The sequence below is a fragment of the Kribbella sp. NBC_00382 genome, assembly GCF_036067295.1.
GTDB lineage: Bacteria > Actinomycetota > Actinomycetes > Propionibacteriales > Kribbellaceae > Kribbella.
In genome coordinates, this window is sequence record NZ_CP107954.1 from 7,141,393 (window position 1) to 7,164,896 (window position 23,504).

20 protein-coding genes are annotated in these 23,504 nt (G+C 67.2%); 12 read left to right on the forward strand and 8 right to left on the reverse strand.

Going from position 1 to position 23,504, the window contains the following annotated elements; all coding sequences use genetic code 11:
* Position 1: 1 nt before the first annotated feature.
* From OHA70_RS33720 to OHA70_RS33730, 3 genes are all read right to left on the reverse strand, one after another.
* Positions 2–3,556, reverse strand: a complete 3,555-nt coding sequence (locus OHA70_RS33720; RefSeq protein ID WP_328324621.1) for a choice-of-anchor D domain-containing protein — start codon at positions 3,554–3,556, stop codon at positions 2–4.
* A gap of 255 nt (positions 3,557–3,811) precedes the next feature.
* Entirely contained in the window at positions 3,812–5,113 is a 1,302-nt protein-coding gene (locus OHA70_RS33725; RefSeq protein ID WP_328324623.1) for an aldehyde dehydrogenase family protein, read from the reverse strand.
* Between the two features lie 2 nt (positions 5,114–5,115).
* On the reverse strand, positions 5,116–6,621 hold the full coding sequence (locus OHA70_RS33730; protein ID WP_328324625.1) for a CoA transferase: 1,506 nt from the start codon (positions 6,619–6,621) through the stop codon (positions 5,116–5,118).
* Positions 6,622–6,817: 196 nt separating this feature from the next.
* Between OHA70_RS33730 and OHA70_RS33735 the strand changes: the two genes are divergently transcribed.
* Entirely contained in the window at positions 6,818–7,417 is a 600-nt protein-coding gene (locus tag OHA70_RS33735) for a hypothetical protein (protein ID WP_328324627.1), read from the forward strand.
* 56 nt (positions 7,418–7,473) lie between these two features.
* Here the strand turns inward: OHA70_RS33735 and OHA70_RS33740 are convergent, their stop codons facing one another.
* On the reverse strand, positions 7,474–9,261 hold the full coding sequence (locus tag OHA70_RS33740) for a sigma-54-dependent Fis family transcriptional regulator (RefSeq protein WP_328324629.1): 1,788 nt from the start codon (positions 9,259–9,261) through the stop codon (positions 7,474–7,476).
* Positions 9,262–9,392: 131 nt separating this feature from the next.
* Here OHA70_RS33740 and OHA70_RS33745 point away from each other — a divergent pair, with 131 nt between their 5' ends.
* The 11 genes from OHA70_RS33745 (at position 9,393) to OHA70_RS33795 (ending at position 19,888) form a co-directional block, all read left to right on the forward strand.
* Positions 9,393–9,638, forward strand: a complete 246-nt coding sequence (locus tag OHA70_RS33745) for a hypothetical protein (RefSeq protein ID WP_328324631.1) — start codon at positions 9,393–9,395, stop codon at positions 9,636–9,638.
* Between the two features lie 177 nt (positions 9,639–9,815).
* Positions 9,816–11,465 (forward strand): hypothetical protein, encoded by a 1,650-nt coding sequence (locus OHA70_RS33750; RefSeq protein WP_328324633.1) that lies wholly within the window; start codon positions 9,816–9,818, stop codon positions 11,463–11,465.
* Positions 11,466–11,542: 77 nt separating this feature from the next.
* Positions 11,543–12,616, forward strand: coding sequence for an NADH:ubiquinone reductase (Na(+)-transporting) subunit F (locus OHA70_RS33755; protein ID WP_328324635.1), 1,074 nt, complete (start codon positions 11,543–11,545; stop codon positions 12,614–12,616).
* Positions 12,613–13,797, forward strand: coding sequence for a hypothetical protein (locus OHA70_RS33760; protein WP_328324637.1), 1,185 nt, complete (start codon positions 12,613–12,615; stop codon positions 13,795–13,797). The genes OHA70_RS33755 and OHA70_RS33760 overlap by 4 nt, the downstream gene beginning before the upstream one ends.
* Positions 13,794–14,165 carry a propane 2-monooxygenase effector subunit MimD gene (gene mimD / locus OHA70_RS33765; protein WP_328324642.1) on the forward strand — a complete coding sequence of 124 codons (372 nt, stop codon included), beginning with the start codon at positions 13,794–13,796 and terminating at the stop codon, positions 14,163–14,165. Before OHA70_RS33760 ends, mimD begins: the two co-directional genes overlap by 4 nt.
* Positions 14,166–14,184: 19 nt before the next feature.
* Positions 14,185–15,228 carry an amidohydrolase family protein gene (locus tag OHA70_RS33770; protein WP_328324644.1) on the forward strand — a complete coding sequence of 348 codons (1,044 nt, stop codon included), beginning with the start codon at positions 14,185–14,187 and terminating at the stop codon, positions 15,226–15,228.
* Complete coding sequence (locus tag OHA70_RS33775) at positions 15,228–15,935, forward strand: iron-sulfur cluster assembly protein (RefSeq protein WP_328324646.1); 708 nt, start codon at positions 15,228–15,230, stop codon at positions 15,933–15,935. Before OHA70_RS33770 ends, OHA70_RS33775 begins: the two co-directional genes overlap by 1 nt.
* Positions 15,932–16,957, forward strand: a complete 1,026-nt coding sequence (locus tag OHA70_RS33780; protein ID WP_328324648.1) for an NAD(P)-dependent alcohol dehydrogenase — start codon at positions 15,932–15,934, stop codon at positions 16,955–16,957. The genes OHA70_RS33775 and OHA70_RS33780 overlap by 4 nt, the downstream gene beginning before the upstream one ends.
* Before the next feature lie 50 nt (positions 16,958–17,007).
* Positions 17,008–18,699: a chaperonin GroEL gene (gene groL, locus OHA70_RS33785; RefSeq protein WP_328324650.1), complete on the forward strand. Its 1,692-nt coding sequence runs from the start codon at positions 17,008–17,010 to the stop codon at positions 18,697–18,699.
* A 25-nt stretch (positions 18,700–18,724) separates the two neighbouring features.
* Positions 18,725–19,249 carry a hypothetical protein gene (locus OHA70_RS33790; RefSeq protein ID WP_328324652.1) on the forward strand — a complete coding sequence of 175 codons (525 nt, stop codon included), beginning with the start codon at positions 18,725–18,727 and terminating at the stop codon, positions 19,247–19,249.
* An 81-nt stretch (positions 19,250–19,330) separates the two neighbouring features.
* On the forward strand, positions 19,331–19,888 hold the full coding sequence (locus OHA70_RS33795) for a hemerythrin domain-containing protein (protein ID WP_328324655.1): 558 nt from the start codon (positions 19,331–19,333) through the stop codon (positions 19,886–19,888).
* 73 nt (positions 19,889–19,961) lie between these two features.
* Here OHA70_RS33795 and OHA70_RS33800 read toward each other — a convergent pair whose 3' ends face one another.
* The 4 genes from OHA70_RS33800 to OHA70_RS33815 form a co-directional block, all read right to left on the reverse strand.
* Positions 19,962–20,351 (reverse strand): hypothetical protein, encoded by a 390-nt coding sequence (locus OHA70_RS33800; RefSeq protein ID WP_328324657.1) that lies wholly within the window; start codon positions 20,349–20,351, stop codon positions 19,962–19,964.
* Positions 20,348–21,727: a DUF4331 domain-containing protein gene (locus OHA70_RS33805; RefSeq protein ID WP_328324659.1), complete on the reverse strand. Its 1,380-nt coding sequence runs from the start codon at positions 21,725–21,727 to the stop codon at positions 20,348–20,350. Before OHA70_RS33805 ends, OHA70_RS33800 begins: the two co-directional genes overlap by 4 nt.
* Before the next feature lie 11 nt (positions 21,728–21,738).
* The gene (locus OHA70_RS33810) at positions 21,739–22,011 is read right to left on the reverse strand and encodes a twin-arginine translocation signal domain-containing protein (RefSeq protein WP_328324661.1); all 273 of its coding nucleotides are present in this window, start codon (positions 22,009–22,011) and stop codon (positions 21,739–21,741) included.
* Between the two features lie 131 nt (positions 22,012–22,142).
* Positions 22,143–23,471, reverse strand: coding sequence for a serine/threonine-protein kinase (locus tag OHA70_RS33815; protein ID WP_328324663.1), 1,329 nt, complete (start codon positions 23,469–23,471; stop codon positions 22,143–22,145).
* Positions 23,472–23,504 lie beyond the last annotated feature (33 nt).

Sequence of the window (23,504 nt, forward strand, 5' to 3'; positions counted from 1 at the left end):
GTTAGGAGTTCCAGACCTGGAAATCGGAGATCTGGCCGGCGATCCAGCCGGTGTTGGCGGTGAGGTTGAGCCGGAAGTACCGCTGGGCGGTCGGGTTGAAGGTGATGGTCACCGTGTTGTTGTTGCCGGGGGCAAAGTTGTAGCCGGCGGATCCGGCGACGGTGCTGAAGTTCGAGCCGTCGGTGCTGCCGAGGACGGACAGGGTCTGGGTGCGGGCTCCCCAGCCGGCGGGGAGTTGCAGGACGATCCGGCCGGCGCTCTGCGCGGAGCCGAGGTCGACCTGGAGCCACTGCGGGAAGGCGTTGTTCGCGCTCTCCCAGTACGTCGCCTGGTTCCCGTCGGTCGCGTTGCTCGACTGGTATACGTCGTTGTGGCTCGACTCGCTGGTCGGCTTGCCAGCGGCGAGGTTGGTGTTGGGGGCACCAGCGCCGGTACCCGACAACGCAACCGTGGTGGGGTTGTTGGTCGCATTGCTGTTGATCGTCAACGACCCCGAACGAGTGCCCGACGCGGTCGGCCGGAAGCTGACATTGACCGTGCAGGAGGCGTTGACCGCGATGCTGCCGCAGTTGTTGGTCTGCGTGTAGTCCCCCGACACAGTGACGCTCGAGACCGAGGCAGCCAGGCTGCCCGTGTTGGTCACCGTGACCGCCTTGGCGGCGCTGGTCGTGTTGAGTGCCTGCGACGCGAAGGTGAGCGACGACGGGTTGGTGCTCAGGATCGGAGTGTTGATCGGGCTGCCACCACTCGGGTACACCTCGAACTCCGACACCTGCCCAGCAGGCCAACCACTGTTGCCGGTGACGTTGACCCGGACATACCGGGCGTTGGTTGCCGGAACGGTGATGTTCACGACGTTGGCCGGTGAGGTGAAGGTGTACGTGGCCGAGGCCACCGGCGTACTGAAGCTGGAGCCGTCAGTACTCGCCTGGACCGACAGCGTCTGCGTGCGGGTGCCCCAGGCCGTGGTCGGCGGAAGCTTCAGCGTCACCTTGCCGATGCTGCGCGCAGATCCGAGGTCCACCTGCAGCCACTGCGGGAAGGCATTGTTGACGCTTTCCCAATAGGTGTTGGCGTTGCCGTCCGTTGCCGTGGCGGGGATCTGGGTGCCGTTGACCTGGCTGCTCGCCGTGGCCGGTTTGCCGAGGGCGAGGTTGGTGTCGGTCCCGATCCCGTTGCCTGTCAGGGAAATCGAGGCTGGGCTGGCGTTGCTGGTGACAGTCACGCCGCCGGTACGAGCTCCCGATGCGGTTGGCCGGAAGGTGACGGTGACCGTGCAGGACGCACCGACTGCGATGGTCGAGCAGTTGTTCGTCTGACTGAAGTCGCCGGTGGCGGACACGCCCGAGACGGTCGCTGACGTGGTACCGGAGTTCGTCACTGTGACGGTTTGGGTCGACGAGGAGCTGCCCACTGCTGTGTCCGGGAAGGACAGGCTGCTCGGGTTGGCGCCAAGGATCGGGCCGGGTGCGACGCCGGTGCCCGAGAGCGGGACGGTGTTGGTGACGCCGGCGGCGGTGACAGTCAGGTTGCCGGAGCGGCCACCCGCGGCCGTCGGGCTGAAGGTCACGTTGACGGTGCACGAGCCGCCGGCCGCGATGCTGGTGCCGCAGTTGTTGGTCTGCGCGAAGTCACCGGTGATCGCGATGGAGCTGACCGGCGCTGCCGCAGTACCGCTGTTCGTGACGGTGACGGTCTTCGGCGCGCTCGACGAGCCGGTCGCGACGGAGCCGAAGCCGACGGCGGTCGGGCTGATCGAGATCGACGAACCGTTGTCCGGCAGGTACGGCGGGAAGGTGGGCGCGGTGATGTTCTGGCACTGGTTGGCGCCGAAGATCCCCGAGTTGCCACCACCGTCGGTGAGCGTGAAGCCGACGCCGCAGTTGTAGATCGGGCCGGGCGCCTGGGTCCCGGTGGCCGTGCTGTTGGTGATGGTCGCCGAGCCGCCGACCTGCTCCTGGACCACCCAGGTACCGGTGTTCTGGATCGTCGCGTTGTTGATCTTCACGTTGGTGATGTTCGAGCCCGACACGAACTGGATCGCCTCGAACGGGCTCTGCTGGATCAGGATGTTGTCGACGTTGGTCAGGCCGGTCATCGCACCGTCGCGCGCGTCGAACCACAGCGCGCCGACTCCGAAGTTCCAGTTCGGATCCAGTCCCCCGGACCGGATGATCGTGTTGCGCAGTACGTCGGTCCGTCCGAGCGTCGTCGAGCCGAACCGCTGCGCGACGTGGATCGCACCGCCCTGCGTGAGGCCAGCGTCGATCACCCGGTTGTCGGTGACGAAGTTGTCGTGGCCGCCGTAGATGGCGATGCCGTTGGCCAGGATCGGGTACTGCACCGTGTTGTGGTCGAACGAGTCGTTCGCGTCTGCGTTCTGCTCGGCCCAGGTGGCCAGGCCGTCGTCGCCGAGGTTGCGCAGATCGCTGTTGGTGACCTTCGAGTTCGTGACGCCGTTGTGGAAGTTGACGCCGTCAGCGGTCACGTTGCGGATCCGCAGCCCGCTCATCACCAGGTTGGTGAACGGGCCGTCCATCCAGGCGCCGACCTTCTCGTGCTCGATCCACACCCGGTCCACGGTCGAGTTGTTCAGCGCGCCGCCGATGCCGTTCACCTGAGCACCGTCGTTGCGCTCCTGGACGTCGCCGAAGATCGCGAAGTCCGACAGGTGTACGCCGCTGCTGGCATTGGGCGCGTAGTTGCCGTAGAAACCCGGTGCCGCACCGACGACGGTCGAGTGCCACATGCCCGCACCCTTGAAGGTGATGTTGTTCAGGATCAGGTGCCCCGGGATCTTGAACGTGCCCGGCGGGATCCACACGGTGCCACCGGATCCGGCCTGCGTCATCGCCGAGTTGAACGCGTTGGTGGAGTCGGCTGCGCCGGTCGGGTCCGCGCCTGCACTGGTCACCGAGACCGAACCGGCCGGCTGGGACAAGGCGCCCGCGACGTTCTCGAAGTCGGCGAAGTCGATCGTGTACGACGACGCGGTGTCCTCGGCATCGACCTGCAGCTTGAACTTGGTACCGGCCGGATAGGTGGTCGGGAACAGCCGGTGGGCCTCGTCGTAGAAGTGGTGCGGGTTGCTCCCCGGCGTATTCGTGAACGGGTAGCCGCCGTAGTACCAGCTGTACGCGTTGGTCAGGGTGAAGTTCGGCTGCTTGGTCCCGTTGACGTAGAGCGACAGTTGCGGCGTATAGACCGACCCTCCCCCGGTGTCCGGGATGCTGTAGCGGAAGACGATCGAGTTGGTCGCCGACGGCGTCGTGAACTCGACGAACTTCCCGGTACCTTGCAACGTCACCGCCTTGCGGTAGGACGCCTCGGCCGCCAGCGTGTTGTACGCGGCGCTCGGGCCGATGAGGGTGCCGTTGGTCGACGAGTTCTCGGCCTGTACTTCGACGTACGGCAAGGTCGCGCCGACACCGCCCGACGCCGCGGCCCAGGCCGGCCCGGTTGCCGAGACGGCAAGTCCGGCGGCGATCACGGCGCTGCAGACGGCGAGTACACCGACGCGAGCCTTCCGACTCCAGGATTCGATTGACCGGAACATGCGCAGCTCGCTCTCGACAGGGGCGGATAGTCGATGGTGGCCAGACCGTAACGCCACCGACACATCTACGCAATATCTCGATCAATCTTTGCAAGAACCGAACCGACACCCGGCCTCATGCCAAGGGTCCTTCATCTTCCCGACGGCGGCTGCCGGGTGGCGGACCTGATCGTGGACGCCGCCAGGTCAACCTCCTGACTGCGTCGCACCTACTCCGGATCGGCCGATCCGGCGTAGCCGTCGTCTGCGGAGGCGTCAGTCGAGCGGGCGGTCGAGGACGGCCTTCAGGTGGCTGAAGGTGTCGATCGAGTACTTGCCGTGGTACCGGCCCATGCCGCTCTCGCCGACGCCGCCGAACGGGAGGTCGGTCGCGGTCAGGTGGACCACCGGGTGACCGAACCCGACCGCGCCCGAGGAGGTCTCGGCGAGGATGCGCTGCTTGGTCTCGTCGGACTCGGTGAACGCGTAGAGCGCGAGCGGCTTGTCCCGGTCGCGGATGAAGGCGAGCGCCTCGTCCAGCGACGCGACGGTCAGGATCGGCAGGATCGGGCCGAAGATCTCCTGGCCCATCACCGGCGAGTCCGGAGAAACGTCGGTCAGCACGGTCGGGGCGATGTACTTCGCGGCCTTGTCCGTCTCGCCGCCGACCACAACCTTGCCGCTGGCAAGCAATCCGGAGAGCCGGTCGAAATGACGCTCGTTGACGATCCGGCCGTAGTCCTTACTCGTCGACGGGTCGTCACCGAACTTCCGGCGTACCTCATCGGTCAGCGCCGCCTCGAGCGGAGCCGAGTCGCCGATCGCCAGCACGTAGTCGGGAGCGACGCAGGTCTGGCCGGCGTTCAGGTACTTGGCCCGGACCAGCCGTCCTGCGACCAGAACGGGATCGACGTCGGTATCGACGATCACCGGGCTCTTGCCGCCGAGCTCCAGTGCGACCGGGGTCAGATGCTTCGCGGCGGCGGTCATCACGATCACGCCGACAGCACCATTGCCGGTGTAGAAGATGTGGTCGAAACGCTGCTCCAGAAGGGCGGTGGTCTCCGGGATGCCACCTTCGACGACTCCCACTGCAGACGAATCCAGGTACGCCGGTAGGTGCCGCGCGATCGCCGCGGACACGGTCGGCGACAGCTCGCTCGGCTTCACCACCGCAACGTTGCCTGCGGCAAAGATCCCGACCAGTGGGGCGAGCGCGAGGTGCAGCGGGTAGTTCCACGGCCCGATCACCAGCGCGACGCCGAGCGGCTCACGGATCACCTCTGCTTTGCCAGGCTGCAGCTTCTCCGGGAGCGGTGCCGGCTCCGGCGCGAGCCAGGCGTCGAGGTGCTCCAGCGTGTGGTCGATCTCGTTGATGACGAACTGCAGTTCGGTGCCGCGCGCCTCTTCGGCGGGCTTGCCGAGGTCGGCGTACAGAGCGTCGACGAAGTCTTTGTCCTGCTCGAGGAGCATGGTCTTCAGCGCCGTGAGCTGCGCCCGGCGCCACTCGACCGGACGGGTCACGCGGGAGTCGAAGGTGGCCCGGAGGTCGGTGACGAGCTTTGGAATATCGGTCATCTTCACAGTCCTGTCGGGAGCCATTCGGGGCGGCCGGAGCCGCGGGGGACGAGGATCGTACGGAAGTCGCCAGGGGTCGCGGACATCCGCACCTGGTCGGTGACGCCCTGGTAGAGGCCGAGCGGCGTTTCGGCGGTGAAGGTGTCCGGGTCGAGGTAGGCGTGGTCGACGCCGGTGCCGGCGATGCTGCGGGCGAAGTTCTTGTCGAAGACGCCCATGCTGATGATCCACAGCGCGATCCGGGTCAGCGAGATGTGCACCCGGTACGAACCGCCCTCGGTCGCCCGGCGGATCAGGGCCGAGCATATCCCGGCGGTCGCCAGCCATGGGACCAGGTAGTCGTTGACGACGCCGATGTGCGGAAGTACCGGCTGGTCGGCCGAGCCTTCCAGGGTCATCATCCCGGTGACGCAGCCGGCGGTCTGGTCGAATCCGACCCGCGTCGACCACGGCCCTTCCTCGCCGTGGAGCGAAACCGTGGTGTGGATGATGCCGGGCCGGATCGCGGCTGCCTGCTGCGGCGACAGGCCGAGCGAGGACACCTGGCCTGGCCGCCGGTTGGCGTAGAAGACGTCGGCACCCCGGAGCAGGTCGCGGACCGTCGCCATCGCGGCTGGGTTGCGGGCGTAGTCGACGGTGGCCGACCGTACGCCGACGTTCGCGGTCAGGTAGACGACCGGATTCTCCCACTCGGTTGGGCGCCAAAGGTTCAATGCGTCGGCACCGTGCTGGGCCAGCGCGCGGCCGATTCCGGCGCCTGCGATGACGTGGCCGAGGCCGAGTGCGCGGATGCCGTCCAGCGGCTGGAGAGCGCCTGCAGGCAACGGCTCGGGAGGAGAGTCGCCGATCTTCTCGATCTCGATCAACGGCAGGTCGGCGAGGACATCCTGATACTGCTTGGTCTCCAGGAACTCCTCGGTACTACGGACCATCGGCATCACGATGCCCGCGTCGGCGCCGGCTTCCTCCAGATCGGCAGCCTTCCACTTTGCGATAGCTGCGGCGATCGCCGTCGCATCGTCGTACGTCCGCAACAGCTTCAGCGTCTTCGACTTGAGCTTCGGATAGATGTTGAGCGGCATCACCCACCGCCCGTCGCCGGCCCGGTAGAAGGTCAGCGACAACGGACTCCCCGGATCGGCGGTATTCGTTGGTGGCAGCCCGTTAACCAACTCCCACTTCTTGTCGTAGAACGGACACAGCCGATGCGGCGCCTTCCGCAGATCCATGCTGATGTCCTGCCCCACCCCACCCCGATGCCGCCACAACGCAGCCAACCCGACCGACTTAGCCACCAACCCAACAGCCGGCGCCGCTCCCAGCCTTACAGCACTAGGCACAACCGGATCAGCCCCCACAAACTCAACCCGCCCCCCACAGTCGGCAGCCGTCAACCCAACCTCAGCCAGTACTTCCCCCAGCGCCGCATGAATGTCGAAGTGGTCGTCCGCCGCAGAGCGAATCGGATTGGCCAGCGCCGCGCGCACCCGGCCAGTGACGTCGCTCACTCGTCGTCCTCGGTCGGAGCGGTTCCCAACCCCTTCATCAGCCCGCGCGGGAAAGCCGGCGAGGCCAGAGGGGTGCTGAGCTGGGCCCTGACGTCGTCCTCGGACATGACCATGACCCGATGTTATGACACCGTCACACGCCGTTGCGTGAACCCACGTTTTCGCCGATCGGCGGCGGCCGGTTAGGGTTTCGATGGTGTCCACTTTCGATGTCGCCGCACCTGACCACGAACTGCCGGATGTAGAGGAACGCGCCTGGCGCGATGTCTCCGATGTCGGCATGGCCACCGCACGAACCGAATGGGCGGGCGCCGCCCGGGAGATGTTGCTCGTCGCGGCCAAGAAGTACCAATCGCTCGTCCAGCACAAGGACATCGCCGCCGGTGTCCAGGACCTGACCGGTATCCGGACCAAGCAGCCGACCCGGCAGTGGATCGGCGGGGTTCTCGCCGAGGTCTCCGCCGAGAGCCTGCGCCGCGGTGAGCCGATGCTGTCGGCGCTGTGCGTCAACCCCGACGAGAGCGTCTTCGACGGCTACGCCGCCATCGTCGGCGCAGCAACCGGTACCACTCCCCCGGACCCGGACGTCCACGCCTCCCACGAGCGGCTGGCCATCTACCGCCTCTTCGAGGCAACCGGCCTCCCGGCCGGCGGCGGCACCCCGATGATCCCGTCGAAGCTGGGCGCCGCCCGTGCTCGGGCTCGCAAGGCCGCCATCGCCGAGCGCCCGATCAAGAAGTGCCCCAAGTGCAACATGCAGACGCCGGCCAACGGCATCTGCGACACCTGCGACTGACCAAGCTCCAGACGCCAGCCCGCGCTGGTACTCCGCGATCGGCGGACCAGCGCGGCCTAGCGGATCCCGTAGTCGTGGATCTTCCGGTAGATGGTCGCCCGGGACATCCCGAGGGCGCGCGCCGCCTCGCGACGGTTGCCGTTGCTGTCGAGCAGGCTGCGGATGATGGCGTCGCGCTCGAGCGCCTCGAGCTGGCTCAGGTTGCGCCGGCTGATCGCCTGCAGGTCGGCCGGAAGGTCGCCGAGCACGACGACGCCGGTACGCCGGCGGTGCTGGACGATCTGCTTCAAGACCCCACGGAGCGCCGTCGTGTTGCCCGGCCACGCGGAGCGAAGGAGCTGGTGCAGGGCCTCCGGCGAGCACCGGAGATCGCGGCTCAGCTGGCTCAGGAAGTACGGGACCAGTTCGCGAATGTCGTCGGCATGGTGACGCAGCGGCGGCACGGTGACGGTGAGTGGGAACAGTGGCAGCAACTCGCCCAGGTCGGGCTCGGTGATGCCCGCGGTGGTCAGCGTCAGCGCGACCCACGGTGGATCTGATCGCCGGCGTTCCCGCGCGTTGTAGAACGCGCCGATCAGGTCGTCCAGCTGCTTCGGCGCGAGCCGCTCGGTGTGCCGAATCACCAGCGCCTGAACGGTATCGTCGGCCAGCTCTGCCTCGACGTCCGCTGCAAAGTCGCTCACCGGTACGGCCGCGTCCAGCACGTCGATCGCGCCGGCCGGGTTGTTCTGCTGGTGAGCGGCCCGGGCGAGTGCTGCCTTGCCGGTGCCCGCCTCGCCGCTGAGCACGATCCATTGCCCGGCGCGATAGGCGTTGTCGACATCCCGGCAGCACGCAAGCCATGGACCGCTTCTGCCGACCATGCCGGGAAGCTCGGGGCGTGGTGGCGGCCGGTTCGTATTGACCACCATCACGCCGAGGCCGGGCGTTCGCGGGCTGATCTGAAGTACCGCCGCGTTGGTCCGGACGCCTTCGGGCACCGGACGGCAGGTGATCCGGACCCGGCTGCCGCTGGGCAGCTCCACCGCCACGGCGGTCCGGCCGTCGGCCAGCATCTCGGAGCCGTGCGCGAGGATCGCCGCCTGGTCGCTGTTGTCGAGGTTCCGGCGGGCGTTCGTGTTCATCACCAGGAGATCGCCGTCGAAGGCGAGCACCATGTCCGCATTCCGGCGCCCGGCCTGCAGGTACTGCTCGACGAGCTCCTGCTGGCGGGCCGAGCAGTCCCGCATCAGTGCGGCCCGGATCTGGTCCGCGGTCGTCTTGGCCAGCGCGATCAGCAACGACCCGGCGTCCTTGCGCCAGCAGGTGAGGTCGATGGCCCCGATCGTCTTGCCGCTGATCGGGTGCTTGATCGGTACGCCGGCGCAGGCCAGGTCCTCCAGATCCTCCGCGTAGTGCTCGTGCCCGAACACATGCATCGGGCCCCCGCGCTCGAGCGCCGTGCCGATGCCGTTCGTGCCGGCGAACTGCTCGGAGTAGCTGAAGCCCGGCGCGAGGTGGACGCGATCGAGATGTCGGCTCAACTGGGTGTGGGACGTGAGCCGGCGGAGTACCAGGCCGTCCCGTTCGGTGAGGATGACGCTGATCGGCTGCCCGTCCAGGTGTTCGTGCAGCCGCATCAGCACCGGGTCCGCGCTCCGCGTCAGCGGCTGGTCGAGGTCCGGATCCGAGATGTACGGCAGGTCGATCCGGTCAGCCGGCAGGTTGCGGCGGCGCGAGCGCACCCAGGACGCCAGCACCGGGCGGCGGACATCGCCGACCGGGAAGGCGTCGAAGGTCAGGAAACTCACCCGGGCATGGGCGGTCCGGCCGCTGTCCCCTGACACGGTCTCGAGTTCGTCCACGACGAGGCCTCCCTCTCGCCGGTGGCATCGTTCCCTTCAGACTAGCCGCGCCCGCGAATCCGGCTGTCTCAATTTGAGACAGCCGGACGCGCGCGCGAGGAGTCTGATGTAGGGAGCGGAAGGGGCAGCGGATGGACGACCAGATTCCCACCGATGAGACCTACAACCCGTGGACGATCGTGCATGCGGTCTTCCACCAGCTCGTCGAGGCCGGGCTGCATCCGGTACTCGGCTCGGCCGGCGATCCCGGGGCGGCGGCCGCCGCGTTGCTCGAGGCGCTGGGCATCCGGCCTGCTGCGCCAGGCGATTCGCGCAGCCTGCGGGACGCGGCCGAGGAGCTCGCCCAGATCCGGGAGGCGGTCTTCGGAGACCGCTGAAAAGCAAGAGAAAGAAGGGGGTGGGGACGCGCGTCTCAATTTGAGACCTCTCGTCGAGGACCCGGTGGGATGTACTGCAAAGGCAAGCAGGACGTGGGGTTGCCCGCGTCGCACGGCCCCGACGGGGTGGGGGCCAGGCCAGAGGCCACAGGCCACAGCGAGCCATAGAGGAGTGCCATGAGTCGCCAGAGTGTGGCGAAGGCCCACCAGAAGATCCAGGAACTGTCCTGGGAGCCTGCCTACCACGAGCCCGTCTCCCAGTACGGTACCGACTACTCGTTCCAGAAGGCGCAGAAGAAGGACCCGCTCAAGCAGGTCCTGCGGTCGTACTTCCCGATGCAGGAGGAGAAGGACCACCGGGTCTACGGCGCCTCTGACGGTGCAATCCGCGGCAACATGTTCCGCCAGGTGCAGGAACGCTGGCTGGAGTGGCAGAAACTGTTCCTGAGCATCATCCCGCTGCCGGAGATCTCGGCCGCCCGGGCGATGCCGCTGCTGTTCCGGACGGTACCGAACCCGGAGCTGCACAACGGTCAGGCGATCCAGATGATCGACGAGGTCCGGCACTCGACGATCCAGCAGAACCTGAAGCGGCTGTACATGAACAACTACATCGACCCGGCGGGCTTCAACTCCAGTCTGCGCAACTTCCAGAGCGACTACTGCGGCACCATCGGCCGGCAGTTCGCGGAAGGCTTCATCACCGGTGACGCGATCACCGCGGCCAGTATCTACCTCACGATCGTGGCCGAGACCGCCTTCACCAACACGCTGTTCGTCGCGATGCCGGCCGAAGCGGCCGCGAACGGCGACTACCTGCTGCCGACGGTGTTCCACTCGGTCCAGTCCGACGAGTCCCGGCACATCAGCAACGGCTACGCGACGCTGCTGATGGCGCTGGCCGACGAGCAGAACCACCAGTTGCTGGCCCGCGACCTGCGGTACGCCTGGTGGAACAACCACCGCGTCGTCGACGCCGCGATCGGCACCTTCATCGAGTACGGCACGAAGGACCGCCGCAAGGACCGGGAGAGCTACGCGGAGATGTGGCGTCGGTGGATCTACGACGACTACTACCGCAGCTACCTGGTGCCGCTGGAGAAGTACGGGCTGGAGATCCCGCACGACCTGATCGAGGAGTCCTGGAACCAGATCTGGAACAAGGGCTACGTGCACGAGGTCGCCCAGTTCTTCGCCACCGGCTGGCTCGCCAACTACTGGCGGATCGACCCGATGACGGACAAGGACTTCGAGTGGTTCGAGTTCAAGTACCCGGGCTGGTACGACAAGTACGGCGCCTGGTGGGAGAACTACAACCGGCTGTCCACCCCGAACGGGCACAAGCCGATCGTCTTCGAGGACGTCGACTACGAGTACCCACACCGCTGCTGGACCTGCATGGTGCCGTGCCTGGTCCGTGAGGACATGGTGATGGGCAAGGTCGACGGTCAGTGGCGGACGTACTGCCACGAGATGTGCAAGTGGACCGACGAGACCGCCTTCCGGCCGACGTTCCAGGGCCGGCAGACGCCGAACATGGGCAAGCTGATCGGCCACCGCGAGTGGGAGACCCTGTACCACGGCTGGAACTGGGCCGACGTGGTCTCCGACATGGGCTTCGTCCGTGATGACGGCAAGACCATGGTCGCGCAGCCGCATCTCGACCTGAACCCGGACAAGATGTGGACGCTCGACCATCTGCGGCGCTGTCCCCCGCTGCAGAGCCCGAACGTGCTGCTGAACGAGATGGGCGATGCCGAGCGGACCGCGTTCGCGGCCCGGTACGTACGCGGTGGCCCTGCTGGACGGGCACCGAAGGACAACTGACCCAAGGCCGTGGGAGGGCGGGCGCCCCTCGCCCTCCCCCAGGTCCACTGTCCGGTCTGTGCAGCTTGCGAGGAGCCATGGGCGACAAGCACGTCGTACGGTTCGAGCCGGTCGGCATCGAGATCGAGGTCGACGAGGAGCAGACGATCCTGCGGGCCGCGGCCGAGCAGGGCGTGATGCTGATGCACGGCTGCAAGGAGGGCCAGTGTTCCTCCTGCAAGTCGTTCGTCCTCGACGGTGACGACATCGAGCTCGACCGGTACTCGACGTTCGCGTTGCCGGACTACGAGCTGGACGAGGGCTTCACGCTGCTGTGCCGGGCGCATGCCTACGAGGACCTGACGATCGAGCTGCTCAACTACGACGCGGACATGATCCGGTCCGGCCTGCCGATCCAGGAGGCGATCGCCGTGGTGGTCGCCAACAACGCGGTCACCCACGACATGCGGCACCTGGTACTCCGCCTGCTGGAGCCCGGCGAACTCAAGTACTTCCCCGGCCAGTACGTCGACATCACCGTGCCGGGAACCGAAGCCACCCGGTCGTTCTCGATGGCGAACACCTCGAGCCGCGACGGTGGACAGCTCGAGTTCGTGATCAAGATCTACCCGGGCGGACTGTTCTCGTCGTACCTCGACGAGCGGGTCTCGGTCGGCGACCAACTGGAGCTGACCGGGCCGTTCGGGGTCTTCACCCTGCGCGACAACCCCGGCGCCCCACTGGTGTTCCTCGGCGGCGGGGCGGGGATGGCCCCGATCCTGTCGCTGCTGCGGTCGATGGCCGAGCGGGCGATCGACCGGCCGACCACCTTCTACTACGGCGCGCGGGGCAAGCGCGACCTGTGCTTCGACGAGGAGCTGCGGTCCCTGGCAGCCACCTTGCCGAACTTCCGCTACCTGCCGGCGTTGTCCGAGCCGGCCGCCGACGACGACTGGGACGGCGAGGTCGGGCTCATCACCGATGTCGTCGCCCGCTACGAGAAAGGCCTCGCCGGCGCCGACGCCTATGTCTGCGGCCCGCCGCCGATGGTCGAGGCCGCGCTCCCCCTGCTGGAACGGCTGGGGGTCGCGCAGAAGCGCATCTTCTACGACAAGTTCACCACCACCGGCGACGCCGGTGATCCCGAGGCGCTGGAGGCAGAAGCCAGATGACGACCACACAGGACTCCCCGCAGGCACGCAGTGTGCCGCAGCCGGTCTTCACCGACGCCGAGGCCGGTGCCAAGGTCTTCCCGGACTCGACGGCCCGCCGGTACAACTACTACACCCCGCAGAAGCGCAAACAGAGCCACTACGAGGACGTCACGGTCGACGTCCAGCCGGACCCGCGGCACTATCTGACGCAGGGCTGGCTGTACGGCTTCGCCGACGGCCGCGGCGGCTACCCGCTGGACTGGACCGCGCTGAAGGCCTGGGGTTCGGACGTTCCGTCACCCCAGCGCGGGCCGGGCACCGGCGGCATGATCGTCAAGGAGTGGCCGGCCACCGGCTGGCACGAGTTCCGCGATCCCAATGAAGAATGGGAGATGACGCTCTACCGGTACAACTCGAACGTCGTCCGGCAGATCACCCAGAACGTCGAGGCGGCCCGGCAGTCCAAGGCCTTCGAGCAGTGGAACCCGAACTGGATCCGGTTCGTCGAGCAGCACGTCGGCGCCTGGATGCACGTCGACCACGGGCTCGGCCTGTACCTGTTCGCGAACGCGAACCGGCGGGCGCCCACCAACATGCACAACAACGCGATCTCGGTGAACAGCATGCACCGGATCCGGTCCGCCCAGGACCTCGCGCTGTACAACCTCACGCTGAGCGAGGAGATCGAGGGCTTCGACGGCAAGGCGCACCTGGACACCTGGAACTCCGACCCGGCCTGGCAAGGCGTCCACGAGGTCGCCGAGCAACTGACCGGGATCGACGACTGGTGCGAGGCGATCTTCGCCGCCAACATCATCTTCGAGCCGCTGGTCGGCGAGCTGTTCCGCAGCCACCTGGTCCAGCAAGCGGCGCCCGGCAACGGCGACTTCGTGACGCCGACGGTGATCGGCGCCGAGGAGTACGACTTCGCCGAACGCGACCTGCGCTACACCAAGGCGATGTTCGAGCTGCTCACCAACGACAAGGAGTTCGCCGACCACAACAAGGCGATCCTGCAGGACTGGCTGGCCGACTGGACCGAGAAGTCGATCGGCGCGGCCCGCAAGCTGCAGCCGCTGTGGTCGCAGCCGGACAGCAAGCCGCCACGATTCGAGGACGGGCTGGACTGGGCGAAGAGCCGCTTCCGCGGCATCGTCGTCGGGTTGGGCCTCGAGGAGCCCAAGGAGCTGGGACTGTGAGCACCACCTTCACCACCGCAGAGAGCCCGTTCAAGTCCGACAACACCCCGTCCAACCGGTGCGGCTTCACGCTGATGAACAACCAGGTCGGCGCGGTGATGGCCGAGGTGATGAGCGGCAAGGAGAACGTCACCGTGACGCCGCTGCCGTCGATGATCCGGGTCGACGCGGTCGGCAAGATGGAGGTCGTCTACGACGAGATCTCCGAGGCGCTGGGCGAGGAGGAAGGCTCCTTCGACGCGGCCCAGTTCGAGGAGAACATGTCCACCCACTACGGCCGGATGATCCACCTCGACGACCGCACGATCATGTTCGCCAACCCCGAGGACGCTGCCGAGTACATCGGCTTCGACCTGACCGCGCACTGATATTCGTCGGGAGGCGACCGTGTACGAGAAGAACGGCGAGAAGTACTTCGTGGTCGACAGCCACATGCACTACTGGAACGCGGGGCCGGACAACTGGGTGCCGGGTGCCGAGCAGTACGCCAAGGGCTGGATCGAGTGCTTCCACGCCTACCAGAGCCTGGCCCCCAAGGAGACCCACTGGACGATCGAGAAGTTCATGAGCTACACCGAGGACGACCTGATGAAGGACGTCTTCGAGGACGGCTACGTGGACGTCGCGGTCTTCCAGCCGACGTACCTGAAGGAGTGGTACAAGGAGGGCTTCAACACCACCGAGAAGAACGCCGGCCTGGGTGAGAAGCATCCCGGCATGTTCGTGCTGAACACCCGGTTCGATCCGCGCGACGGCGACAACGGCCTGGTCGAGCTGAAGGCCAACATCGACCGGTACGGCTCCATCGGCGTCAAGCTCTACACCGCCGAGTGGAACAACGGCTCGCGCGGCTACAAGCTGACCGACCCGGCGGCGTACCGGTACCTGGAGAAGGCCCAGGAGTACGGGATCAAGAACATCCACGTCCACAAGGGCCCCACCATCTGGCCGCTGGACAAGGACGCGTTCGACGTCTCCGACGTGGATCATGCCGCGACCGACTTCCCCGAGCTCAACTTCATCGTCGAGCACGTCGGGCTGCCGCGGATCGAGGACTTCTGCTTCATGGCGACCCAGGAGCCCAACGTCTACGCCGGTCTGTCGGTGGTGATCGGCGGCCTGATGGCGGCCCGGCCGCACTTCTTCGCGAAGGTGATGGGCGAGCTGCTGTTCTGGGTCGGCGAGGACAAGATGACGTTCGGCAGCGACTACGGCATCTGGGAACCGAAGTGGCAGATCGAGGGCTTCGTCGACTGGGAGTTCCCGGACGCGCCGGAGTTCGCCGACTATCCACGGCTCGGGGTCGAGGGCAAGAAGAAGATCCTCGGGCTGAACGCGGCGAAGCTGTACGACATCAAGGTGCCGGGCGAGTTGCAGCTCAAGGAGGCCACTCCGGCGGCGCAGGACGACGCGAAGCTGGTCACCCAGTAATGACGGCAACAGCTGAGAGGTCCAGGGTGCTGAGCGCCCTGGACCTTGTCCGCGATCCGGAGCTGGACGAGCCGATCACCACGCTCGGGTTCGTCGCGTCCTGTCATGTCTCGGCGGCCGGTGACGTTGTCGTCCGGCTCCGGCTGCCGACCTACTTCTGCGCGCCGAACTTCGCCTTCCTGATGGTCGCCGACGCGTACGACGTACTGGCGGCGCTGCCCGAGGTGCGGACGGTCGACGTGGCGCTGGAGGACCACTTCGCGGCCGACCAGATCAACGCCGGCGTCGCCGCCCGGGCCGGTTTCGTGGCGGCCTTCGACGGCGAGGCGGCGGCCGAGCTGGACGAGTTGCGGCGCGCCTTCGTGTCCAAGGCGATGCTGGCCGGCACCCATCAGGTGTGCCGGCCATTGGTTGCTGCAGGCACCGATCCGGCGGAGCTGTCCCGGCTGACACTGGGCGACGTACCCCCGTCGGCCGACCTCGACCGGCTCAGACGCCGGCGGGACGAGCTCGGGCTGCGTACTGACGACTCCGCGCCGCTGCTCGTCGACCCCGGTGGTACGCCGGTGGCCGCGGCCGGCGCACCGAAGTACCTGGGCCTGGCCCGGCTGACCCAGACCGGGATCGAGGCCAACACCGGGATCTGTAGGGGAATGCTCCAGCACCGGTACACCGGCGCTGGAGCCGGCGAGGAGGGAGCACCATGAAAGCTGTCCGGCTGCACGGGTACCACCAGCAACCAGTGGTCGAGGACGTTCCCGAGCCGAAGATCAGCGGCCCGCTGGACGTGATCGTCAAGATCGGCGGCGCCGGAGTGTGCCGCACCGACCTGCACATCATCGAAGGGCAGTGGGCCGACGCGATGCAGCCGACCCTGCCCTACACGATCGGGCACGAGAACGCCGGCTGGGTGCACGAGATCGGCGCCGCCGTCACCAACGTCCAGGTCGGCGACACGGTGATCCTCCACCCGACCCCGACGTGCGGGCTCTGCCACGCCTGCCGGGCCGGCGACGACATGCACTGCGAGAACAGCAGCTTCCCCGGGCTCGACAGCGACGGTGGCATGGCGGAGTACCTGCTGACGTCGGCTCGGGCGTGCGTGAAGCTCGATCCGAGTACGCAGCCCAAGGACGTCGCGGCATTGGCCGACGCGGGCATCACGGCGTACCACGCGGTGCGCAAGGCGATTCCGCTGCTGTACCCCGGTACGACCTGTGTGCTGATCGGGGCCGGCGGGCTCGGCCACATCGGCATCCAGTGCCTGTCCGCGCTGACCGCCACCAACATCATCGTGGTGGATCGCAATCCCGAGGCGCTCAAGCTCGCCGAGCAGCTCGGCGCCGATCACACGGTCGTTGCTGATGGCAACCAGGTACAGGCGGTCCAGGAGCTGACCGGTGGCGCCGGCGCTCACGTCGTACTGGACTTCGTCGCCGAGCAGGGCGCGGAGCAGGACGGCTTCGCGATGACCCGGCCGGCCGGTTCGTACTACGTGATCGGGTACGGCGGCGAGCTGCGGATCCCCACCCTGGACGTCATCTCCACCGAACGCAACGTCGTCGGCAACATCGTCGGCACGTTCAACGAGCTGGCCGAGCTGATGGCGCTCGCCCAGGCCGGCAAGGTCACCCTGCACACCAGGACCTACCCGTTGGAGGCCGCCGCGGAGGCGGTCGCGGATCTCGATGCGGGCCGGGTGCGAGGCCGGGCGATCCTCGTTCCGTAGCGCACCCACACACCGTTCGCCCTGACCGGGCACGTACTGAGGAGGGAACGATGGCCAAGGAACTGCGATTCGGTGCACAGGCGCGTGAACTGATGCTGAGAGGGGTCGAGCAACTGTCGGAGGCGGTCAGCTCGACGCTCGGGCCGAAGGGCCGCAACGTCGTACTGGAGAAGATCACCGGCTCGCCCGTCGTCACCAACGACGGCGTCACGATCGCCCGCGAGATCTATCTCAAGGACCAGTTCGAGAACATGGGCGCCCAGCTGGTCAAGGAAGCCGCGATCAAGACCAACGACATCGTCGGCGACGGCACCACCACCGCGACGGTACTGGCGCACGCGATCGTCCGGGAGGGGATGGCCGCGATCGGTTCCGGCGGCAACCCGGTGCTGATCAAACGCGGTATCGACCTCGCCGTGGCCCGGCTGGTCGAACGGCTGCGCCAGGTGGCGTACCCGGTCGCCACCGAACTGGACTTCGCCCGGGTGGCGGCGATCTCGGCCAACGACGACAACATGGTCGGGGCGGTGATCGCGAAGGCGCTGCACTCGGTCGGCGACGGCGGCATCGTGACCGTCGAGGAGTCGGCCGAGCACGGGATCCGGGTCGACTTCGTCGAGGGGTTCGAGTTCGACAACGGGTATCTGTCGCCGTACATGGTGACCGACCCGGGCAGCCTCCAGGCGGTCGTCGACGACCCGTACATCCTGCTCTGCAGCGAGAAGATCACCAAGGTGCAGGAGCTGATGCCGCTGCTCGAGAAGGTGATGCGGGATCCGAAACCGCTGGTGATCATCGCCGAGAGCCTCGAAGGCACCGCGCTCAGCATGCTGGTGCACAACCACATCAACGGGCACTTCCAGTGCATCGGGGTGCGGGCGCCCGGGTTCGGCGACCGGCGGCTGCACAAGCTGGAGGACATCGCCGCGATCACCGGTGGCGCGGTGCTCAGCAAGCACTCGGGGTTCAGCCTGGAGAACATGGACGTCGACCGGCTCGGCCGGGCGATCCAGGTCCGGGTCACCGCCGACCGGACTGCGATCGTCGCCTCCCCCGGCCACGAGAAGGATGTCGAGTTCCGGCTGGCCCAGCTCCGGGCCGAGCTCGACCGGGCCGCCTTCGGGATCGACGAGGACGTACTGACCGAACGGATCGGCGCATTGTCGGGCAAGGTCGCGGTGATCTCGGTCGGTGCGCCGACGCCGGCCGAGTTGAAGGAACTCCAGCACCGGGTCGAGGACGCGCTCTCGGCGACTCGAGCCGCGATGGCCGAAGGGATCGTGGCCGGTGGTGGGGTGGCGATCCTGCACGCCGCGTCGGCGCTCGACGATCTGGAGGTCAAGGACGACTACGCGATCGGCGTGGAGATCGTCCGGCGGGCACTGCGCGAACCGGCGTACCTGATCGCCACGAACGCCGGCTACAACGGCGAGGAGGTGCTGGAGCGGATCAGCCAGCTCGGCACCGACGACGGCTTCGACGCCCTCGACGGCCGCTACGGCAACATGCTCGAGATGGGCATCGTCGATCCCCTCCGAGTCGCCAGATCAGCCCTCCAGAACGGCGCCTCGGTCGCCGGCCTCCTTCTCACCACCAACGCGATGATCGCCGAGGAGCAGACAGCCTGGGGCGGCAGCGCAGCCCTTATGACCGAGTTCGGCCCCCTCGACGAAGGCCTCCACCAACCCTCCCCCGACTCCAGCACCCCCCAATCCCTGGGCCTCGGCCCCTCCATCGGCTGACCTGAGGTTCGTTGTACGTTGCGGTGTGATCAACCACGTCCAGAGAGAAGACTGGTCGCGGCCACTGGCGGGCGTCGAGACGGCTGAGATCGCTGTCCGGCGTCCGCGGCGGGTCTTCTACCTGAGCGGTACCGTGCTGTTCGGCGGCTGGATTGCCTACTTGCTGGTCGCCGGCGGAGACGATCCGATGACGGACTACGCGCGGTTCGCCTGCCACCTTTGCGTGGCAGGACTGGCCGTGTACGTGGCTGGTGCGGTCCGCCTGTACTACGGCATCTTCACCGGCCGGTCGAGACTGACGATCGGCCCGGACGGCATCGCCCTCGGACAGCATCGGATCGCTTGGGCCGACATCCAGGACATCACCCTGCGGCCGACCTCCCCGGTACTGCGCTATCTCGCCTTCGGCCCGCCGTCGGTCAGAATCCAAGCGCGCCAACGGCTTCGGCACATCGACGTCACCCGCGACCACGTCAAGAACCTCGAAGCCTTCGCCGGCTGGCTGAGGAGCACGCACGAGGCTCGAACCCGCACTCAGTCGCAGGGCTGATCGGCGTACTCGGTTTCCAGCCGGGTACCGGGGCGGCGGAGTCACGCCGCCAGGGGCGCGACACAGTGAAGGGGAAGTGGCATGACTGCCGATGTCGTCGATCTGATCATGCAGGACCACCGTGAGGTCGAGCGGCTGTTCGACGAGTTGAAGGACCACCCCGAGAAGCGCAAGGGTCTGGTACCTGTGCTGACGACCCTGCTGTCCGCGCACAGCCGCGCCGAGGAATCCGTCGTCTACCCGGCGGCCGCCGCCGAGGCCGACGAAGCCGATGACGTCGCGCACAGCCAGGAGGAGCATGTCGAGGCCGACCAGTTGCTGGCGAAACTGGCGGCGACCGACCCGGACTCCGCCGCCTTCGACAAGGTCCTCCAGGACCTCGTAGACGCGGTCAGCCACCACGTCAACGAGGAAGAGAGTAGCGTCCTTCCCGGGATCCGCGCCAAGCTGAGCGAGAAGCGCAGGCTCGAGCTGGCCGAAGCCTTCGCCGCCAGCCGCAAGGAACATCTCGGCGACCAGCCGGACGACATCACCCGCGCCGAACTGCTGCAGCAGGCCCGCAACGCCGACATCTCAGGCGTGTCCTCACTCGACAAGGACGCCTTGCAGAAGAAGCTCCGAGAAGAAGCAAGCGAATAGCCGCAAGTCGGTATCGCCCGCTGACGCCGAACCGCCGGGGTGGGCCCCTGTCCCATCCCGACGGTCCTTCGGTTCAGCTCAGCCAGTCCGCCTCTGTGACGTGGCCGCCGGCCACCTCGACCTTCAGTTGGACGGGTCCGTCGGGCAGCAGGTACAGCTCGTAGCTGCCTTCGGGGACGTCGAAGAAGACCGCCGAGTGGACCAGCTGGCCGTCCGGCGATGGCCGCGGAACAACGGCCACGTGCGGAAAGCCGTGCCCATGGCCATGCCCGTGGCCATGTCCATGGGCAGGTTGGTGGGCCTCCTCGGACCCGCCGATCGGGCGGCGTTCGATCTCGGCGTCCTCCAACTCGGGCGGCATCGTCAGCACGATCGCGCCGACGCCGTCGCCGATGTCGAGCAGGACCGACGAGCCTTTGCCGGCGTGTGGGTTCTCCTCAGCGTTGGTCAGCGGCCCGGTCATGACGCGGCCGGTACGCCGGGCTTGCTCTGGTAGCCACCACCCGGCGTACCGAGGTACGGGAACACCTTGAGGTAGGCGGAGTTCGTGTTCGAAGTCCCGTCCTGGACCGCCGAAGCAGCCCCGTCAGGCGTGAACGACGGATCCACCAACGGAATCGTCAACCCCGCGACCGCCCGGATCTCGACCGTGACGACATCGTCGAAAACCCTGCGCCCGTTGGGGAAACCGGCCGCGTCACCAGCCACCAGCCCGAGCGGATTCGGCGACTTCGACGGCGGCACCGCGACGTTCAGCCGCAGCATGTCCGCCTGCACCGGCCCGGTGTAGTTCTGGAACCCCGGTACGACGCCCTTCGGGATCCCGGTCAGCAGAATCGCGGCCAGATCAGCGCGCGGCTTCTTGTAGGCCGCCAGGTTCGGGAAGACACCCGGGTAGAGCACCGGCAGCAGACCGGCCAGTTCCGGCTTGGTCACGTACTGCGCGTACTTCTTGTCCTCCGACGGCGGCCGGCTGTTCCACTTGTCCTTCTCCGCCATCGGCACGATCACCTCGTTGAACAAGGGGTTCCCGAGCCGCGACACCTGCTTGTGCGGACCGTGCCAGGTCGAGATCCCGAGTAGATCGTCGAAGATCTTCGACTGCTGACGACTCGCGGTCGCATAGACGCCGATGACGGACTTGACGTCCATCACGTCCTTCGGCTTCTTACCGTCCCGAGTCAGGTCGGTGATCGGCACCTGGAGCGCGATCGTGTGCACGTTCGACCCCTGCAACCCGTTGACACCCATCGCAGCAGCGGACGGGATCAGGTGCGCCGCCTGGAACGGCCGCAACGTGCCCAGATCGAAGATCGAACCGAGATCGGCGAAGAACCCGTCCGCCCGCTGACCGGCGAACACCTTGCGATCCTTGCCGATCGTGTGGATCGCCTCACCCGCGAGCTTGGCGTAGTTCGGCGTACTGCGAACGCCGACGTTGACCGGCGGCGCGGCCAGATCGCGCGCCAGGATCCGCGACCGGCCGTGCTCGACCCGGGTGACCGAGTAGTACTGCGGCCGGTTCCAGGTCTTGTCCTTGATCGAGGTGATCGGACCGGTGTTGTACAGGAACGTCTTCTTGTTCCGGATCTCGGCGTGGAAGCGGAACTGGTAGCTGATGTCCGCCTTGCCGGTACCAGCGTTGGAGATGTGAATCTGGTAGAGCACGTCGTCGCCGAACTCGTAGAAGTTCGGCCCGCCGAACGGGTTCTGGAACGGGATGAAGTTGGCGATCAACGTGACCGTGTCCGGCTTGTCCGGGCTGACGAACGCATACACGTCGGTGTTGTCGGCGACCGGGTCCTTGGAGATCTCCGGTGCTTCGCGATGGGAAGACATGGTCCCTCTCCTCAGGCCGTCGTCACGCCGGCCAGCCGGGTGGCCAGCTCGCGATCGATGATCGATACCTCGCGCTCGCCGACCAGGATCGTCAGCTCGCCCTTCTTGACGTCCTTGACGTGCACGACGAACGACTCGGCGTTCGCCAGGTCCGCCGCCTCGAGCTGGGTCGCGGCGTCGGCGGACTTGTCGCCGAAGATCTTCGGCGCGGCGACCGCGCCGACCGCGGCCGCGGTCCCCGCCCCCGCGAACACCAGGAATCCGCGACGTGTTGCGTCACTCATGTCTGTCCCTTCCCTCTGTGGACTGCGCGTCCAACTGCGACTCAGTCGCAGATGCTGTGATCCAGATCACAAGCACAGTCGAGAGGCATTCGGGGCTGCCTCGCAGGTGGATGGGTGCGCGGCCTAACGCATTACTGGGCGTCTGGTGACGGCGTGCCTGACGGAGGAGGGCTCGACGGGGGCTCGGTGGGCGGCGTGCTCGACGGGGCGGTTGTCGGTGGGGTGGTGGTCGTCGCGGTGGGTGTGGGGCTCTGCGTCGGCTTACTCGGTGTCGGCGTTGGTGTCGGCGCGCTTGTCGTCGGAGTGGACGAGGGCGGCGGCGTGTTCGAGCTGGACGGCGTCTGGGAGGGCTGGGTCGAGGTGCGGCGAGTCGGCTGGCTGGGCTGGCTTGCCTCTGAGCTGGAGGTAGCGGTTGTGTCCGGCGTACTGGAGACGACTCCTGGTCCGGGGCCGATATCCGTTGTCGGCGCCTTCGGGTCGTTGTTGTTGAGGATGACTCCGACCAGTACCGCGGCCGCGACAGCGACGAGGGCTCCAGCGCCAGCGAGCAAAGCCTTCTTCCGCCCGGGCCGAGCAGGCGGCGTGTCGCTCACAGGCACTAGTGGTGTGGTCTCAACCGGCCCCGCAGCGACCACCGGTGCGGTCGCAAGAGGTGTGGTCGCAAGAGGTGTGGTCGCAAGCGACGCTGTTCGGAGCGAACCAGCCGCGATCGCCTCGGCGGTCGGCCGCTCGGCGGGGTCCTTGGCGAGCATCCGGAGCAGCTCAGCCTCGAGGCCACCGGCGAGTTCGGGACGGGTCGCGCTCGGCAGCGGCGGTGCGGCGTCGACGTGCTGGTAGAGAAGCGCCGCCGGGTGTTCAGCCGAGAAAGGCGGCTGACCGGTCAGCAATTGATAGAGCACACAGCCCAGCGAATACACATCGGACGGCTTGCCGGCCTGCCCACCCTTGGCGCGCTCGGGCGCCAAGTAGAGCGCGCTGCCGATCAGCTGACCGGTAGCGGTCAGCGCGGTCGCGCCAGTATCGGACTGGTGCGCGATCCCGAAGTCCGCGACCTTCACCATCCCGCCAGGAGCCAGCAGCAGATTGCCTGGCTTCACGTCGCGGTGGACGACGTTCGCGCGATGCGCCGCGGCCAGCCCGACGGCAGCCTGCTCGACGATGTCGATCGCCCGATCCTTCGGCAACGGACCGTGCTCGGCAAGCTCCGACGCCACCGTCCCGCCCTCGACCAACTCCATCACCAGGTAGAACTGGTCACCCTCCTGGCCGAAGTCGTAGACGGCGACAACGTGCGGATCGTTCAGCTGCGCGGCAGACCGTGCCTCCCGATGAAAGCGCTCTACCGCGCGGGGATCGCGATCGGTGGGCAGCATCAACTTGACCGCGACCGGCCGCCCCAACTGCTCGTCCACGGCACGGAAGACCTCCCCCATACCGCCACGCCCCAGTGAACTACCCACCCTGTATCGCTCCGCAACTAGCACCCTGCCATC

Bases quoted from the DNA above. Each gene is read 5' to 3' on its own strand.
- OHA70_RS33720 (WP_328324621.1), bottom strand. From the start codon at position 3,556: ATGTTCCGGTCAATCGAATCCTGGAGTCGGAAGGCTCGCGTCGGTGTA.
- OHA70_RS33725 (WP_328324623.1), bottom strand. From the start codon at position 5,113: ATGACCGATATTCCAAAGCTCGTCACCGACCTCCGGGCCACCTTCGAC.
- OHA70_RS33745 (WP_328324631.1), top strand. From the start codon at position 9,393: ATGGACGACCAGATTCCCACCGATGAGACCTACAACCCGTGGACGATC.
- OHA70_RS33750 (WP_328324633.1), top strand. From the start codon at position 9,816: ATGAGTCGCCAGAGTGTGGCGAAGGCCCACCAGAAGATCCAGGAACTG.
- OHA70_RS33755 (WP_328324635.1), top strand. From the start codon at position 11,543: ATGGGCGACAAGCACGTCGTACGGTTCGAGCCGGTCGGCATCGAGATC.
- OHA70_RS33760 (WP_328324637.1), top strand. From the start codon at position 12,613: ATGACGACCACACAGGACTCCCCGCAGGCACGCAGTGTGCCGCAGCCG.
- OHA70_RS33775 (WP_328324646.1), top strand. From the start codon at position 15,228: ATGACGGCAACAGCTGAGAGGTCCAGGGTGCTGAGCGCCCTGGACCTT.
- OHA70_RS33780 (WP_328324648.1), top strand. From the start codon at position 15,932: ATGAAAGCTGTCCGGCTGCACGGGTACCACCAGCAACCAGTGGTCGAG.
- groL (WP_328324650.1), top strand. From the start codon at position 17,008: ATGGCCAAGGAACTGCGATTCGGTGCACAGGCGCGTGAACTGATGCTG.
- OHA70_RS33795 (WP_328324655.1), top strand. From the start codon at position 19,331: ATGACTGCCGATGTCGTCGATCTGATCATGCAGGACCACCGTGAGGTC.
- OHA70_RS33800 (WP_328324657.1), bottom strand. From the start codon at position 20,351: ATGACCGGGCCGCTGACCAACGCTGAGGAGAACCCACACGCCGGCAAA.
- OHA70_RS33805 (WP_328324659.1), bottom strand. From the start codon at position 21,727: ATGTCTTCCCATCGCGAAGCACCGGAGATCTCCAAGGACCCGGTCGCC.
- OHA70_RS33810 (WP_328324661.1), bottom strand. From the start codon at position 22,011: ATGAGTGACGCAACACGTCGCGGATTCCTGGTGTTCGCGGGGGCGGGG.